This is a genomic window from Pantoea sp. Fr+CA_20 (assembly GCF_024520835.1).
In the GTDB taxonomy this organism is placed as follows: Bacteria; Pseudomonadota; Gammaproteobacteria; order Enterobacterales; family Enterobacteriaceae; genus Pantoea; species Pantoea allii.
In genome coordinates, this window is sequence record NZ_JALNPN010000030.1 from 1 (window position 1) to 16,760 (window position 16,760).

The window sequence follows — 16,760 nt, forward strand, 5'->3', positions numbered from 1 at the left end:
GACCGGTATGCTTCACGTTCGCTGATGCTCTAAATATGTCTTATAAGCGTTTTAAGACTTTCACAAGGATGACACTAAAGTAAGGTCGCATTAATGTCAGCTATGTTAGGACTTGAGCATAAAAATGGAGGTACGGACGATTTCTTGGACTCTCAGGAGAGAGTGGACTGACCTCACCCCGGTAGACGATCCTGCCTTATAGTTTGAGCACAGGAGGAGCGTATGGGCACACCACGATTTACATCTGAATTTAAGGAAGAAGCCGTCCGTCAGATAACGGAACGCGGTTATTCCGTTGCCGAAGTTTCCGACCGTCTGGGCGTTTCTGCGCACAGCCTCTACAAGTGGCTCCGGGCTATCAAGCCTGATAAAATCGAACAGAATGCACGGGATTTACTGGAAGCCAAAAGCGAGATCCAGAAACTACGGGCGCAGCTAAAACGCACCGAAGAAGAACGGGATATCCTGAAAAAGGTCGCGCGGTACTTTGCAAGGGAGCGGGTCACGGCGTGTGAAGGCTTTTTCGGGCGGGTCAAAACGTAAGGCCAAGTCGTTGTGATGCAAGAGAAGTGGTTAGCCTACAATCAATGACATCCTTTAGGATTTTGAGGCAGTTAACTTCATTCATCGTAAAGCATTCCGAACCGTAAGCCGTCATCAGTTGCGTCCTCAGCCGGGAAACCCTGGAAAAAGGACGATAATGCGGACATCTCAATATAACCAGAGGCGAACATCTGAATTTAGCCATTACCATATCGGTGCGTATAATCATAGTTATGTTAAATAAGGCATCACGCCGAGTACCCGGTTACGCACCGGCACCTCACCTGTATCCCCTCAGGTCCCGAAGCCCGTTGAGAACCGGGCGCGCTACGTGAAAACTGGCGCTACAGCCCCTGCGGGTTATGCAGAATTCACTTAGCGTTGCCTGTCAGGATCTGACCACTGCCCACTTTCATCTGCACGGCAGCGTCATCACACTCGGTTGTTTACGCGTCATGAGCTTTGGTGGTTCAGGCTGTACATAGATAATATTTACCACCAAATGTTTAGATAAGGGAAAAATCACCTGACTGAACGTCATCAACTCATCCATAAGCCTGTTTATAGGAGACGAACCGCAAGCTGTTTCGCACCATGTTCACGATGCACAGTTGGAAGCGTGCCTGCGGATACACCGCGTTTATGACGTCCAGAAAGCCTTCCAGGCCGTCAACGCAGGCGATGAGTGTCGTTCAGTCCGCGATTTTTCAGCTCTGTTAGTACGTTCAGCCAGAACTTGGCGCCAGTGGTGCTACTGAAACGCGAACAGATAGAGAAAAAGATCTACGGAACGTGGGAGGAAGCCCGCAGCGATGTTTTTGGTTACATCAAAATCTTTTATAACAGTAAGTGTCATCATGGTTCGGGCTATCAGATGTCACCGACAGAATATGAAAATCAACTTTATCAAAGACCCGGAAGTGTCTAGATTATCTGTTGCGATTCACGTTCAATCACTTTTTTGTAATTTTATATTATACTAGTGAACCATCCCCTAAAAATAAAAAATTCATTTTTATCTTAAATCAACTACACATTTAATGTTCATTGACATTCCATCTGGGATGGTAATTAGGTTTAACCTATCACTCCCTACATCTGAGGATACCTAATGAATAAAATTATTGAATGTCAGGTTGTCACTCCTAAATCGGTTTTTTCCGGTAAACAGGGACTATCATACGTGGTCGGAATATCTAAAGAAACGGTAGGATCGTCACATTTACATATGCAACTTGCGAGGATTCCGGCCATGTCACAGGGTAAGGCCCACAAACATCTTGATCACGAGACTGCTATTTATGCACTAAGTGGCAAGACTTGGGTGAGGTTTGGAGTAAATCTTGAAAAGGAACTTGAAGTACCGGAAGGTTCATTTTTGTATATTCCTGCAGGCGTTCCTCATCTTCCGTATAATAAAAGTGAATATATTGCTCAAGTCATAATCGCAAGATCAGATCCCAATGAGCAGGAAAGTGTAATAATGTTACCTGAACTAGATTGCGATTTCATATTGAAATTCAGAGATTAAAACTAAATTTATAATATTAATATAAGATTACTTTCATGACATTTCCTTGCTCCGCAAGTAGGTCTAAATTTTCAAGATTTTCTGCCTGATAGCGCATTGCTAGGTTTCTTCGAATCCCATCAATGTCAGGCAGTAAATTACCAAAATAGTCATGTACACAATTTAATTTCCGATGGTGAAAGGCAAAATAAAATAATTGTTTCTTGTCAACAGTTTATCAAGGGAGGTATCATAACTAATACCGAGAGAGTACAGAAGTTCACTACTTGCTATAAATTAACCGTGTCCGTTTTAGCCGGGGCAACTCCACTTCACTTGGGATCCAGACTTTGTTGAAGGTGGCGTCTAAAGCAGCATGCCTGCGGCAGAGTTCCCTGACCGAAACCCAGGCTTCGGCTTCGAGGAGAATACTGATGATTTGTTCGTGGGAAAAGACTATAATGGTGGGTTACCCCCCAAACGAATCGGAAAACCGATACTGGAAAAGCTCTAAATCGGTGGCCAGTTTCAGTTGACCACTTCAAACATACATGAACAGAGCATGGACGTGATAGAAGGTATTCAGATATAACCTTGTCAAGGTGGTAGTTCAATCAGCTGCTCTATAGCAAAAATCAGGGCGATGTCAGCTTCTCCCTTTTACCTGATATGCTCAATAAGCAGAAGCATAAGATCGCGCTTAATCTTTTCACGGCTTATTCCTTTCCATCACCAGCTCTGCTCAGACAGACCATTTCATTGATTCTGCAGGCTTTACAGTAAGTAGATTCCGTCTCGTTATCTTCAACGTTTTGCATTGGATATCTCCAGCAGTGTCTCAACTTGTTGTGCGCGAAAGCGCATAGAGGCGCCAGTTTATGCTCGCCTAAGAAGCTGGCCACATGGCACCAGTAGCCAGGAGAAGCCGATTACTTTATGACAGGTTGAACCTCGCTTGTATCTAACCACACGTGGTAATTACCTACCACCACTGAAGCAGAGTAAGCCGGTCTTCGCCTTTAATGTCATATATTGTCGATCGCGCTGAACGTTGTTTAGCAGCACATGATCCTCCGCTGCTGAGACAAGACAGCTGTATAAGGCACCTAATCAGAGCCGCCTTTTGAAGCCAAGCAACGTGTTAATCAAAACCTGCCAATCAGAAATCAATGTAGAAAAGTTAAGGTGCCATAACCCAGCGCGTCATACCCGCCACTGTTCGGGCCGTAATTACCGCCTCCGCCTTCATTGCTATCCTTCTCCATCGCCGTCTTTATCTCCGGCGCATTGATATGCATCAGCTGCACATAATGGCCGTATAACAGTGCCCATACAGGTCTTTTTTCTCCACGACCTTTAACGGAAATAACCGGCTGGGTAACGTCACTGTTATGGTAAGCCGTATAAGGGACACTGTTTCCTGAATTATAACTGGCTATGTAACGGGCCGCTCCGAGGAGGCGGTTGTTATAGGCACCAAACAGATCATAACCCTGGTTCCAGGCCAGTTGACATATTGTCCCGGCAAGACCAATGCCAAGCAGCGTATGCCCCTGATCGCGGCCACTTTCCTGCCACTGGGCAAGCCCGTCAGGATAAATTTTCCATGCTGCGTTTTTCAACGCGCCGTTACCGTTTCCGGCTAGATAATAGTCACGAGCCTTGTTATAAAGATCTCTCCGGTCTGCATAAATACCAATAGCCATCAGCGAAGCGGTATTAGACAGGTCCCAGTTGGCCCAGTAATGGTCCTTTTTTGCGCCGTTATGATTCTCAAGAAAAGCGATGTTCATGGGTGCAAACTCCGTAACCAGCATATTTCTGACCGCCTTCTGCTGCGAGGCTGAAAAAGCAGATGACCCCCGAAGGGTTTCGGCTGCGACAGCAAGTTGGTAGCCATAGAGTCCGGCCGCAAGAAATTTATCTGATGTTCCGTCAACTAAGCGCAGCTTATCTGCCCACTGAGTGAGTATATAAACGGCACGCTTTGCTCGAGTGTCGTCTCCGCTCAGCCGCCAGTCCAGAGCTAAAGCATACGCGGCCGCGGCGTCATTGAAGAGGAGTGCATAATTTTCTTTTGGGTGACCTGCCGCTGTGCCCCGATAAAGAACAGTCACAGGATGAGGAGTGTAGTCAGGTGAGTCATGATTATTAGTGCGTAATAACGCAAAATCTGAAGACCAAGGCTGGCGCCCTTCTTTTACTTCCAGAGCTATTTTTCTGAAGTCATCGGCCGTATTCAGTGCCCCGGGATGAATGAATGCCCCATTCACAGAAAAACATAAAGGTGAAAGCCCAAAAAATAACATGGCTGCAATAGTCACTTTTTTACTTTTCATCATGTGAGCTCATTTTCCCGGTATTTTGTTGGACGAACGGAACTCGGCTGCAACACGCATCATCTTTAGGCTGACATGCCGGTGTGCAGCTGCACAAAGCGTAGTCGCCTATGTGATATTGTTATAAGTAATACAATTTTAGATGTGAATCATCAGCCCTTGATGAGCCGATTACAGGCGACTGATATCAGGCATCAGTATTCTGGCCAAAAAAACCCTCCGGCATGTACAATCCGGGCACGCCCGGAGGCGCAGAGCAGCTTTATGAAAAATTACACACCATGTCACATTAAACCCGCGCGACATGACAGTCTTATTTCAGTTCAAGACAAATTTCATCGCGGCTTGTCGCCATATTCTCTGGCCTGGTGTTCCAGGCAGGCTAGAAAGTTTTCTATGATCTCCACAGCGTGGGTGATAGCCTGCAGGTCTGTCATTAGCTGCCTGTCCGTTCTCACCAGCGCCTCCGTGACGCCAGGCTTGATGAGTATAGGCTTAATTTCATTAATTACTCTTATCAGATGTGCCCAGTTGTTTGCAAAGGTGTCCGGACTGGCATATACCCCGCTTTTCAGTTGTGTGAAAAACAGATCAATATCCATCTTAATCGACCTGATAGCAGTTAAGTAGAGCTGATCGAGCGTAGGCTGGTTATCATCAGACACGGAATGTCTCCACCATGCCCCGCAGCGCGTTTGCCTGCTCCGACAATGACTGAGAGGCCGAAGAGGATTCCTCTACCAGTGCCACGTTGTTCTGCGTCACGCCGTCCATCTGGCTCACGGCAACGCTGACCTGAGAAATTCCCTGCATCTGCTCGGATGATGCAAGGGATATATTGTCCATTGCCTCCGCCAGTTCGCCGACCATGCCGACAACCTTCTGGATGCTCTGTCCGGCCGATGAGGCAACGGTAACTCCACTTTCAATCTGCTCAACGGCCTGTTCAATCAGTAATTTGATGTCTTTCGCAGCCGTGGCGCTACGCTGTGCCAGCGTCCGGACCTCGCCGGCCACCACAGCAAAGCCGCGGCCTTCTTCACCCGCACGCGCGGCCTCGACGGCAGCATTCAGCGCCAGGATATTGGTCTGGAAGGCGATGCTTTCAATCACCGACGTGATATCGCGGACTTTCGTGGCACTCACCGAGATGTTCAGCATGGTGACCGACATGCGCTGAACTTCGGAGCCGCCTTCGCGAGCCAGGTGGGCAGTATCGCGGGCGGATTCCGCAGTCTGCTGCGCACCGACCGTGTTGCTCTTCACAGTAGCTGTCAGCTGCTCCATGCTGGCGGCTGTCTCCTGCAGCGCAGCTGCCTGCTGTTCGGTCCGTGACGACAGCTCAGTGTTGCCCTGCGCGATTTCGTCAGCGGCCAGCGCCACAGAGCCAGCAGTCTCCTTGATTTGCGATACCAGACCGCGCAGGTTGGCCTGCATGCCGTCAAGCGAGGCCATCAGGCTGGTCGTGTCGTTGCGGCGAAGGGGAACTGGGGTGGTCAGGTCGCCTGCCGCGATGGTCGCGGCAAGGGCCTGCGCCTGAGCGGGTTCACTGCCCAGCTGGCTCATCAGTACCCGGATTACCAGAATACAGGCTCCTACGCTGACAAGAACGGAGGCGCCGGCCAGCAGCATCAGGATGAGAGAGGCCTCTGAGGTCGAAGCGCTGTTTTGCTGCACAGCAGTCTGGCTGTTTTTTTGCTGCTCACGAGCGAGATCTTCAATGGCGCTGAGCATCCTGTTCTGAATCGGTCGTACGTCATTAATGAAAAAGTTAAGGAACTCTTTGTTCTGGTTGGCGAGTCCGAGCTGACGTGCCTTCTCGAAAATGACAAAGAAAGTGTTTTCGTTGTCAGCCAGCCTTTTCATCGCCTCACGCCCGGCTGGGGTTAAATCGGTTTTCATGATTTCATTCAGCATCTTGCGGTCAGAGATAAACGCGGCTTTGGTTTTTTGCAGACGCTCATCAACCGGCTTCATTTGCACGGGGTCAGTGAGCAGCCCTAATGTTCTTACCGCACTAGCCATGTCTTCAAGCTCACCCAGCATGCCCTGGGCAAGACTGTACTTCTTCATCTTGATATTGACGACGTCGTCCATACTTTCCCGGGCTTTGTGGAGTGCATTCAGAGCTGTGCCTGTGCAGACGATGAACAGGATAATAAGCAGGCTGAAACATGCGGCAAGGCGGCTGGATATTTTCATATTTATTCTCATCATGTAGGGGAATTCTGCTATGTGTCCGTGCGCAAGGGCATTTGTTAACGGCTCAGCAGAAAAGATTATTTATATTATTTTCTTTGCATAAAGTGCCTAATATCACTTCCAAGAGTCTAAGATAAATCCTAAATCCTAAATACTGATAATGCACGATCTTTATTCTCTCCGTACCGGCTTTGCCTGACGCCGGAACCCACTTCCACTTTCTCACTTATGCCTATCTCTTTTTCAGAACCTGCACCATGACTTCACTTTATCCGGGCCGCTTCGCCGTCGAAGAACGCTGGCGCTCGGTCTTATATGTTCATAAAGCCTGATTAAACTGGATACACGATGCTGCAGCACGACCGTCCTGCTGGGTTTTGAAGCCCGAGGGTGAGCTGAATCGAGCAGCATTTTTTCAGAGGCGGCCCCAACTTTGTATCTAATTGATTAGCTACCACCACTGAGGCTGAGTGAGCCGGTCCCTTCCCTGAGGACGGTTTAAATAACGCTCCTGCTTTGCAGCACATGGCCCTCTGCTTCACCTTTCACGCCAGCACATCAGGTTGAACGATTACCGGGAGCACGACTCAGTTTGTACAAGGCGAACAGGCGTGACGGTCTATATGAGAGGAGTGAAATCATGTTTCTAGTCGGTATTGACGTCATTAAAGACACGCTCGACCTCTGCATGCTTTACAACGGCATGAAAGGTCGCGTCAAAACACGAAATATCCGCAACGACCGCAGCTCGGTTGCGCACATACTTCGCTGGCTCAGGCTTCAGCACTGCGGTCCGGAGGATGTTCATGTGGTGATGGAGGCCAACGGCGTGTATCACGAACGGCTGGCCACGTCCCTGCAATATGCAGGATTATTTGTGTCTCTGGCCAACCCTCACCGCAGCCGGGAGTTTGCCCGTGGCATGAGGATAATGACCAAAATGGACAAGGTGGATGCGTATATGCTGGCCTGTTACGTACTGCTGAAAAAACCGCATCGGTGGGAGCCGCCTGCAGCGGATATCGGGCTTCTCAGCGCACTTCTGCGCCGGCGGAATGTGCTGCTCGCTGACGCCGTGCGTGAGGAAAACCGGCTCGAAAAATATCAGTCTACCGACACGCCTGCAGACGTCATCAGTTCATGCATCAGAATGGCGCAGCTGCTCCGTGAAGATGAACGGCAGGTTAAAGCGCACATTCATGCCAGCCCGGACCTGAAATGGGACTATGCGCTGCTGACGTCGATTAAATCTGTCGGGCTCCAGATGGGTATGCACATGCTGGTTGTGCTTCGCAGCCATCACTTTGAATCAGCAGACCAGGCTGCTGCCTTTCTGGGCGTGGTGCCTGTCGAGAAGCGCTCGGGCACTTCGGTTCGGGAACGGTCCCGCATGTCTAAAATCGGCCCGCCTCAGCTGAGAGCAAAACTTTACATGTCGGCTCTGTGCGGAAAGATTCATAACAAACGTATGCGTAACATTTACGAGGAAATGTGCCTGCGGGGAAAACCCAAAATGGTGGCCATTGGTGTACTGATGCGAAAACTGGTTCACTGGTGTTATGGCGTCCTGAAGACGGGAGCCGCTTACTATGACGGAAGCCCCCGTGCTGCGCTGAATACCTGACTCAGGTTGAGGTGACACTTTACTGACAGAATCGCTCATGAGGGCAACCGGGCGGAGTCCGCTATGAGCTGTGAGTTCAATCGGTGGATGCAACGCTATCCTTAATCAAGGGGGACTTAGCCATGAAACGAAGAACTCACAGCTCATAGCGGACAATAGTTTCGCAAAGATTGACAGACTGACTCCCTCAGCACCATCAGCTCGTTTCAACGGCTGTTATCGGTCATCGCTTCCGTTCTCTTCCGGAGGCTACATTCAACTAACACATTTCCATACATTTGTAATTAAAGTCCGCATGATTTGTTCCGACACTTTTAATGAGGGTAAGCACTGGCTTGTCTGCTTTTTAAAAACAGGAGTGACTCATGACCATTTCACAGCGCCTTTTTCTGACCTTCTCGCTACTGGCTATATCGCTGGTAGTAATTGTTACCGCCTCAGTCACCGTAGTAACGGGGTTCCAGGACCGCTTTCAGTACGTCCAAGAAAACACCATCCCTTCCATTACGGACATTGATGACCTAATTAACAGCAGCAACAGGCTTATCATCTGGCTGTTCCGGCATCAGACCTCAAAAAGCCTCAGCCAGCAGGCACAGTATGAAAAAGAAATAAATGAGCGTATTGACCAGCTGACGAAAGACACCCGGCACTATCTTGAGGAGGACGTTTCTAACGATGCGGATCGGCAGATGAGTCAGCGTGAACTTACCACTATCCAGCAAATACGTGCCAGGTTACCGGTTTTTCTGGAAGGCTCCAGAGCGCAGAATGATAACGTGGCCCTGCCCGCCATACTGGGAAATGATGGTGTAGGTGCCACAACACGTAGCCTGATTGATGACTATCTGAAGCAACGTCAGTTTAACGTAGGCATCAGCAACGCTTACAAAGCGCAGAATACCCGTACCTATCACCTGACCCTGTGGACACTCATCACAGGTTCTGCAGCGGCCATTGTGATATTTGGTTTCTTCACGTTAAGGACCATTCTGTCTATTCGCCGGCATCTCAACGGTATGCGTGCCGTGATGGAAAGTGCCAGTGAAAATCTGGATTTAACCCTCAGGGTAGACGAGTCACACCGCGATGAGATAGGGCTTACCGCAAAGGCGTTTAATCACCTTGTCAGCAACGTTGACACCTCGCTGAATGCCGTCGGGCAGGCTGCACACTACGTCAGTGCCTCATCAGGCGAGATAGCCGTCGGCAATGAGGATCTGTCCTCGCGGACCGAAGAGCAGGCTGCCTCACTGGAGCAAACCGCCGCCAGCATGTCGCAGCTCAGCGAGACGGTCCGACTGACTGCCGAAAATACCCGTATGGCCAGTCAGCTCGCTAAGAATGCCCTTGATATTTCTGATGATAGCTCCTCAATGGTCCGCATCATGATTGGTACAATGTCAGACATCCGCAGTAGTTCAGCCAAAATCACAGACATCATAGCCCTGATTGAGGGAGTGGCATTTCAGACCAATATCCTCGCACTCAATGCGGCTGTCGAAGCGGCCCGCGCTGGTGAACAGGGGCGTGGCTTTGCAGTCGTGGCCGGCGAAGTGAGAAACCTGGCGCAGCGATCTTCCGCTTCCGCGCGTGAAATAAAGGAGCTGATTGAATCCTCCATTGCTTTAGTTGAGGCCGGGGCGTCACAGGCCGGCGAAGTCGGTGAGAACATGATGCGGATGGATGACGCTGTCCGTCAGGTCGCAGAACTGATTGACGAAATTACGGTTGCTGCGCAGGAACAATCTCTGGGAATCAGTCAGGTCCATCAGGCGGTCAATCAGATGGACGACGTGACGCAGCAGAACGCCTCACTGGTCGAAGAAGCATCGGCAGCTGCCCGCTCACTGACTGAACAAGCTGATGCGCTGAAAGGCCTGGTCGCAGCGTTTACGGTTAGCGAGGGCACGTCAGTCCGGAAGCCTGAAGTAAAGCCACATAAGAACATGCTTGTCGCAAAGCCAGTAACGTTAAATACGCTGTCAGAAACACTCCACAGTAGCAACGATAACTGGACTAAGTTCTGACCAGTCTGACAGCCGCCAGCCAGCACCGGCTGTATATTCAGCAGTATGAGCTTAACCTACGCACACAAGGAAAACCGAATGCACAGCGATACAGTTTTTGCGGAAAAGCACCTGGAACTGACGGTGCTGCATGAACATATCAACGCTCTCGTTGAGCAGATGAGCGCCGAGAACTATTCGTCGTTTCTGGTGTATCTGAATAACCTTGAACATCTCCGGGCTTATTTTGAAGAGGTTTCGGACATTTGTCGCGTTGAAGGGTTTGAACAGTGGCTGAAAGAGACAGATGCGAATTTATTTATCAGTATCACCAGTCTGCAGCGTTCATTTATCCTGCTCGGTAATATGCTGGGTAATCTTAAGCGTCTTTTTTAACGGATAAGATAAATAGTATCGTTGCTGAAAAGAATTGGTCAAAGGGCACTTAAGCCGCCTATCTTCATTGGAGCCGCGTTGCCAGTGAGATTGAGGATCGCAGAAGTAAACCTGAATATCTGTGGCTGCAGTAAACCGGGTATGGCTGGTCATTTCAGCGCCCCGGTCCCATGTTAATGTTTTATAAAGCTCAGCAAGTAATTCCCGGGCTTGTCTGATGAGTGCAGATATAACCGTTATGCTCCTGTTGTCCCTGACTTTGGCCAGCATAATAAAACGGGAATGACGTTCTACGAGGGTGACGATACAGGAGTTTTTAGAGCCCTGGATCAGGTCACCTTCCCAGTGACCTGGTATTGCTCTGTCAGCGGCTTCAGGTGGCCTTTCGCTGATAGGTATCGTGTGCGGGATTGATCCTAATCCTTTCCCTTTAAGCGATGATGTTCTGGATCTACGCACGACTCTTCCGCTTCTGAGGCATTGCTGCAGTTCTTTTTTTAATGCCCCCCGGGTTTGTATAAAAAGCGTTTTATAGGGCTCCGTTTGGGAAACGGAAAATATTGTACGTTAAGCTTATTCTTTAGTCAGGAAATGCTCGCAAAGCGCTGGATGGACGTTACTCACACCACGATTTATCGATGTGGTATTTACTCCTGAATTCCAGAAAACTCCGTCACCAAAGCTAGAAAATTTTTGATTTGTATAAGTACGGTCAGGTTATCAGTCTGGCGAATATTGAGTAATCATTTTGCCCGGGAAAGCGCTGCGTCCAGCACAGGATCGTGACCCTTGGCATAATCGTTAAATGGCACTGAGATTTTTACTTCGGGCTCAAGACTGATGGTGCTTTGAGCAAAGACGGCAGCAGGCCAGTAACAATCGACATTACCGGCACAGCCCTGTTCAAAATCTTCGAGTTTAGAGCTATAGAGAACCTGTATCCTGGAGTTCGGGAGTATTTTGGTTTCTGGTTCAGCCCAGAAATGACCGTTGTCACCCATTATTTCACCTACCAGAGTCACTTTAGCAGGATTAGAACGTTTTAACGTGGCAGCGGTAACCAGAGCCGCTGAAAACGTTGCACGGCTGACAAGAACGAACAGATGTCCGTCACTGGGGAGTAGCTTCGGCAATGCTTGCGAGAACAGCATTGTTTCGAAGTAGTTTCCGCCATTGTTCAGCCGTAAATCCACCAAAATGAACCTGGGTTGTTTAGGTTCAACCTGTTTCTGTATGACGCCAAACAAAAGTGCATCGGCAAGTGAGTCTTTTCCCCTGCTTTCAATAAAATTACTGCGGATATAGAGTGTTTTTTCTCCGTTGCCAATCCACCGCACAGCTAGGGGGGCTGGTTTTTCATATCCGGGTGAGCGTTTTTCTGCCCCATCCAGCACATGTGCCCAGCGGCCTTCTTTGCCTTTTTCATCGGGAATGAGTGAGGACCATCCGAAAAGTACGGGTTCGCGTGCGTCATAAGCATCTGGCTTACTGAGACTTAAGTCGACTGTTTTTGTTTCCCCATTCTTCAGGCTTAGTGTCAGGGGAAAGTTGTTCTGCGGCGACAATACACCTATACGATCCAGAACCATTTTGCTCGTCAGATAGCTCGCACTTAGATAACGGATCCTCTGATCTGTGCCAGAAATATAAGGTGCCACACGCTCCAGACACTCAGCACTTGTCAGTTCCCCAAATTTTTCAATACGTGCACCAAGAGTGGATTCATAACCAGGAGCCGCACTCAGTATGTAAAGCCCGTCAGAAAACCACCATAATCTTACAGGCAGAGAGTCAAGGAGGCGCCCAACCAGGGGCGCAGTGTGCCCGTTACGTGGAGTCGCAACAGCCTGCATAACATCCAGAACCAGGTCTTCTGGCGATGATGTTGCAGCTCTTGCAACAGCATTGTTTATAATCCTATCAAAAGCTGCGCGCTGTGCTGGATTAAAGCTTTTGTCCAGAGGAGCCCATTGTGATTTGAGGAATATAAGATCTTCTAGAATCTGTGCCTGTGTCAGATCTGGCAGCTTTGTGTCTGGGCCGGGCAATTCCCAGGCAAAAGTCGGACTGGCTAATAAAACCGCACTACCTATGATAAAATTTCTGCGATTCATGTGCATAAAAAGTTAAATTCTGCGTCCGTCGATTTTATCCTCTAATATCTGGATGGCAGAATTCCTTATAAAATGTTGATCATGAAAGTGAAAATATCCACAGATTACGTTTCTCCATTTGTCCCTGTCCAGATATTTTCTGTTCGTTTTTTAACAACGTTTTGATTTACGTCAGTACTGCTTTTTAATCAGATACCGCATTTTTATAAAGGGCCCGGATGCGGCAAACCTGCGAAACACTGTAACCTGTCGCATCTGCCGTTTCACGGATACTGAGTTTTTTAACCTGCCGGTAGTACACCACTTTCTGGTGCCGCTCATTGTCAGCCTGCTTACCTCGATATTTACCCAGCGTGTGCGCCCGCGCAATTCCCTGCTTTTGACGCTGGCGGCGGCTCAGCCAGTCCTTATGCGACATCGCGGCCATCAGATCGATAAGCATATTATTGATAGCGGTTATCACGGCGCGGGTGATTGGATCAGCCTGAGAAGGGTCTTTATCTGACAGTGCCTGCCATGAGGTGGGCACATCCAGGCTGACAATCCGCAGTTCGTGTTGCTCAATTTTCTTTTTCAGCGTCATCCAGTCGCCGTTGCTGAGGCGGGTCAGGCGGTCAATCTGCTCAACAAGCAAAATATCATTACGGTGACTGTCCATCAGCAAGCGCCCCAGCTCCGGGCGGTCAAGTTTTGTCCCGCTGATGTTCTCGCGGTAATAGCTGGCGATTTTATGCCCTCGTTCCTGAACGAACTGCTCCAGCATCTCTTTTGCCCGATCGGCGAACTGATCTTCCGTCGATGCCCTCAAATAAGCTCTGATGAACATTTTTTCACCGTGTTCTCGCATTTAGGTTATTGCATTTAATCTATCGCATATAGGCTATGTCATTCGTCGTGTGCCGTCATGTTTTGGTTATGGCGTCAGGGTGTACCCTTATTCTATATCCAGTTTTGTTAAAAATACCGTACTGAATATTTTGCGAGGAAACTATATAGCAAGGAGGCAGATTCTTTCACTGTCGGAAAGAGAATCATTACTGGCATTACCAGACGATGAGTTAACGCTGACCTGAATGGCGTATTTCAGCGAGCAGGATCTGGCAATTATTAATGCTCACCGTAAACCCGCCAATCGGTTTGGTTTTGCCGTCCTTCTCTGTTATCTGAAAAATATCGGGTTTGCTCCGGATAAAAAATCGTCTCCACCGGCAGAATTGCTCAGAGTCATCGGCAACCGCCTTAAACTTTCAGCAGAACTCTGGCAGGAATATATTTCCGGCCGTGATACCACCCGGCGTGAGCACCTGAGTGAACTCTATCGCTACCTGGAACTGAAGGCTTTCAATGGTGAGCTTCAGAAAGAATGTATCCAGTATCTGCTCCCTCAGTCTACCCGTACTGATCGGGGCATACTTATCGCAGAGGAATTACTGAAGTATCTGCATCAACGGCGAATTATTGTTCCCGGTATTGATGTTGTGGAACGCACTTGTGCTGAGGCAATGACGCTGGGTGATAAAGCGGTTTATACCACGCTGAATACGCACCTTAGCGCCACGCATAAATCAGCGTTTGATGCGCTACTGGTGACAACTGAAAAGCAAATTTCTCGTTTAACGTGGTTGCTTCAGCCTCCTGGGAAGATCAATGGAAAGAATGTCCTACAACATATCGACCGCCTTAACGCCATTGAAGTACTGGAGCTACCGGAAGGCGTGGATAGAACAGTTCATCAGAACCGGTTGCTGAAACTGGCGCGGGAAGGCCGCAAAATGAGCAGCCGGGATTTAGCTGATTTTGCCCCTGCGCGTCGATACGCAACGATGGTCTGTGTACTGACTGAGGCCAGAGCAACAATTATTGATGAAACTATAGAACTGCACGAACGTATACTGGGTAGCATGTTCAGCCGGGCAAAACGTCAGCAGGCCGAACGCCTTCAGAAAACGGGTAAGCTGATACAGCAAAAATTACGTCAGTATGTTTCCGTCGGGCAGGCGATCCTAGATGCACGCAACGCAGGCGAAGACCCTCTGTCTGCTGTTGAACAGATATTACCGTGGGAAGATTTTGCCGCCAGCCTGGAGGAAACCCGGCTCCTTGCACGTAAGGATAATTTCGAACCACTTCATCTTATTACCGAAAAATTCAGCACACTGCGTAAATATTCTTCCCGATTGTTATCGGCCCTGCAACTGATCGCCACTCCGGCCGCCTTACCTCTTAATGACGCCCTCGATACTATTCGTGAGATGTACCGTAAGCAGCTAAGAAAGATTCCTTCATCGGCACCACTGGATTTCATTCCCGAGAGTTGGAAAAAGATGGTGATCACCCACTCGGGCATTGATCGGCAATATTATGAAATTTGCGCAATGAACGAGCTGAAGGGGGCGCTGCGGGCTGGTGATATCTGGGTCCGGGGTTCCCGGCGCTACAAAAAATTTGATTATTACCTTATGCTGGGCGGTGATTTTGATAAATTATTAAATAATAACCAGTTAAATATACCTGTCGAAACAGAATGCGGGGCTTACCTTAAGGCCCGGCTGACGCTGCTGGCCTCCCGCCTGGAGGAAGTTAATGCAATGGCCGTCACAGGAGATCTGCCCGATGTGGATATATCTGACAAAGGCTTAAAGGTCACTCCCCTGGATAACAAAGTTCCCTCAGCAATTTCACCGCTGGCCGACCTGATTTACAACATGTTGCCGCATCCCAAAATTACAGAAATACTGGATGAGGTTGAACGATGGACTGCGTTCACGCGTCATTTTACCCACCTGAAGAACCCGCTTACCCGCCCGCAGGATGATCGTTTGCTTCTCACCACCATCCTGGCGGATGGCATCAATCTGGGGCTGACTAAAATGGCAGAGTTCTGTCCGGGAACCACACGGGCTTCGCTGGAAAATATGCAGGCATGGTATATCCGTGATGAAACGTACTCTGCTGCACTGGCCGAACTGGTTAATGCCCAGAAGTCACATCCACTGGCGGCATTATGGGGAGATGGTTCAACCTCATCTTCTGACGGCCAGAATTTTCGGGTTGGCAGCCACGGTCGCTATGCGGGTCAGGTCAATCTGAAGTACGGCCAAGAGCCGGGTGTACAGTTTTATACGCATATTTCTGACCAGTACAGTCCGTTTTACACCAAAGTGATCAGCCGTGTTCGTGACTCCACCCACGTACTTGATGGCCTGCTGTATCACGAAAGTGATCTTGCAATCACCGAGCATTACACCGATACGGCAGGTTTTACGGAACATGTTTTTGCGCTGATGCATTTGCTAGGGTTCGCTTTTGCACCAAGGATCCGGGATCTTCACAACAAGCGGTTGTTTATACAGGGGAAAGCTAATAAATACCCTGCGCTACAGTCAATTATTTCCACAACACCACTGAATATCAAGGATATAGAAAGCCACTGGAGTGAAATCCTGAGACTGGCCGCCTCAATAAAGCAGGGAACAGTGACTGCGTCCTTGATGCTAAAAAAGCTGGCCAGTTATCCCAAACAGAACGGGCTTGCTAAGGCGTTGAGGGAAATTGGCCGTATCGAGCGAACTTTGTTTATGCTGGACTGGTTCCGCGATCCAGCATTGCGTCGCAGGGTTCAGGCCGGTTTGAATAAGGGAGAAGCTCGGAATGCCCTTGCCAGAGCCGTCTTCATGCATCGTCTTGGTGAAACAAGGTATCGAGGTCTGGAAAACCAGAGTTACCGGGCTAGCGGACTGACGCTGATTACCGCCGCGATCACATTGTGGAATACCGTATATATAGAAAACGCCATTAACCTGCTGAAAAGAAAGGGGCTACATCTCAATGAACAATTGTTGTCGCACTTATCTCCGCTAGGCTGGGAGCATATTAATCTGACGGGAGACTATATCTGGCGAAACAATAAAAAGCTGGCTGAAGGAAAGTATCGACCTTTGCGGTCAGTTGATGTCAGTCGGTACAAAAAATCACTTTAACGTACAATATTTTCCGTTTCCCAAACGGAGCCCTATTCCGGCC

At 49.0% G+C, this 16,760-nt stretch carries 9 protein-coding genes and 5 pseudogenes; 7 read left to right on the plus strand and 7 right to left on the minus strand.

Going from position 1 to position 16,760, the window contains the following annotated elements:
- Nucleotides 1-222 precede the first annotated feature (222 nt).
- Nucleotides 223-500: pseudogene (locus NR177_RS22250) on the plus strand (transposase); the annotation flags it as partial.
- A gap of 603 nt (nucleotides 501-1,103) precedes the next feature.
- Here NR177_RS22250 and NR177_RS22255 read toward each other — a convergent pair.
- A pseudogene (locus NR177_RS22255) lies at nucleotides 1,104-1,287 on the minus strand (transposase); the annotation flags it as partial.
- A gap of 7 nt (nucleotides 1,288-1,294) precedes the next feature.
- Between NR177_RS22255 and NR177_RS22260 the strand changes: the two are divergent.
- Nucleotides 1,295-1,471: pseudogene (locus NR177_RS22260) on the plus strand (IS3 family transposase); the annotation flags it as partial.
- A gap of 183 nt (nucleotides 1,472-1,654) precedes the next feature.
- Nucleotides 1,655-2,074 (plus strand): cupin domain-containing protein, encoded by a 420-nt coding sequence (locus NR177_RS22265; protein WP_256853647.1) that lies wholly within the window; start codon nucleotides 1,655-1,657, stop codon nucleotides 2,072-2,074.
- A 1,145-nt stretch (nucleotides 2,075-3,219) separates the two neighbouring features.
- On the opposite strand, the gene NR177_RS22280 is transcribed toward NR177_RS22265, so the two are convergent.
- The 3 genes from NR177_RS22280 to NR177_RS22290 form a co-directional block, all read right to left on the minus strand.
- Entirely contained in the window at nucleotides 3,220-4,395 is a 1,176-nt protein-coding gene (locus tag NR177_RS22280; protein WP_256853648.1) for an alginate lyase family protein, read from the minus strand.
- A 332-nt stretch (nucleotides 4,396-4,727) separates the two neighbouring features.
- Nucleotides 4,728-5,057 (minus strand): hypothetical protein, encoded by a 330-nt coding sequence (locus NR177_RS22285; RefSeq protein ID WP_256853649.1) that lies wholly within the window; start codon nucleotides 5,055-5,057, stop codon nucleotides 4,728-4,730.
- Nucleotides 5,050-6,594: a methyl-accepting chemotaxis protein gene (locus NR177_RS22290; protein ID WP_256853650.1), complete on the minus strand. Its 1,545-nt coding sequence runs from the start codon at nucleotides 6,592-6,594 to the stop codon at nucleotides 5,050-5,052. Before NR177_RS22290 ends, NR177_RS22285 begins: the two co-directional genes overlap by 8 nt.
- A 640-nt stretch (nucleotides 6,595-7,234) precedes the next feature.
- Here NR177_RS22290 and NR177_RS22295 point away from each other — a divergent pair.
- From NR177_RS22295 to NR177_RS22305, 3 genes are all read left to right on the plus strand, one after another.
- Nucleotides 7,235-8,218 carry an IS110 family transposase gene (locus NR177_RS22295; RefSeq protein WP_256853651.1) on the plus strand — a complete coding sequence of 328 codons (984 nt, stop codon included), beginning with the start codon at nucleotides 7,235-7,237 and terminating at the stop codon, nucleotides 8,216-8,218.
- A 365-nt stretch (nucleotides 8,219-8,583) separates the two neighbouring features.
- Nucleotides 8,584-10,248 (plus strand): methyl-accepting chemotaxis protein, encoded by a 1,665-nt coding sequence (locus tag NR177_RS22300; protein ID WP_256853652.1) that lies wholly within the window; start codon nucleotides 8,584-8,586, stop codon nucleotides 10,246-10,248.
- Nucleotides 10,249-10,326: 78 nt separating this feature from the next.
- Complete coding sequence (locus NR177_RS22305; protein WP_256853653.1) at nucleotides 10,327-10,623, plus strand: hypothetical protein; 297 nt, start codon at nucleotides 10,327-10,329, stop codon at nucleotides 10,621-10,623.
- Nucleotides 10,624-10,635: 12 nt separating this feature from the next.
- Here the strand turns inward: NR177_RS22305 and NR177_RS22310 are convergent.
- The 3 genes and pseudogenes from NR177_RS22310 to NR177_RS22320 form a co-directional block, all read right to left on the minus strand.
- Nucleotides 10,636-11,175: pseudogene (locus NR177_RS22310) on the minus strand (IS30 family transposase); the annotation flags it as partial.
- Nucleotides 11,176-11,366: 191 nt separating this feature from the next.
- Nucleotides 11,367-12,743 carry a hypothetical protein gene (locus tag NR177_RS22315; RefSeq protein ID WP_256853654.1) on the minus strand — a complete coding sequence of 459 codons (1,377 nt, stop codon included), beginning with the start codon at nucleotides 12,741-12,743 and terminating at the stop codon, nucleotides 11,367-11,369.
- Between the two features lie 178 nt (nucleotides 12,744-12,921).
- On the minus strand, nucleotides 12,922-13,563 hold the full coding sequence (locus tag NR177_RS22320; RefSeq protein ID WP_256853655.1) for a recombinase family protein: 642 nt from the start codon (nucleotides 13,561-13,563) through the stop codon (nucleotides 12,922-12,924).
- A 166-nt stretch (nucleotides 13,564-13,729) separates the two neighbouring features.
- On the opposite strand from NR177_RS22320, the pseudogene NR177_RS22325 reads away from it, so the two are divergent.
- Nucleotides 13,730-16,717, plus strand: a pseudogene (locus tag NR177_RS22325) (Tn3 family transposase).
- Nucleotides 16,718-16,760 lie beyond the last annotated feature (43 nt).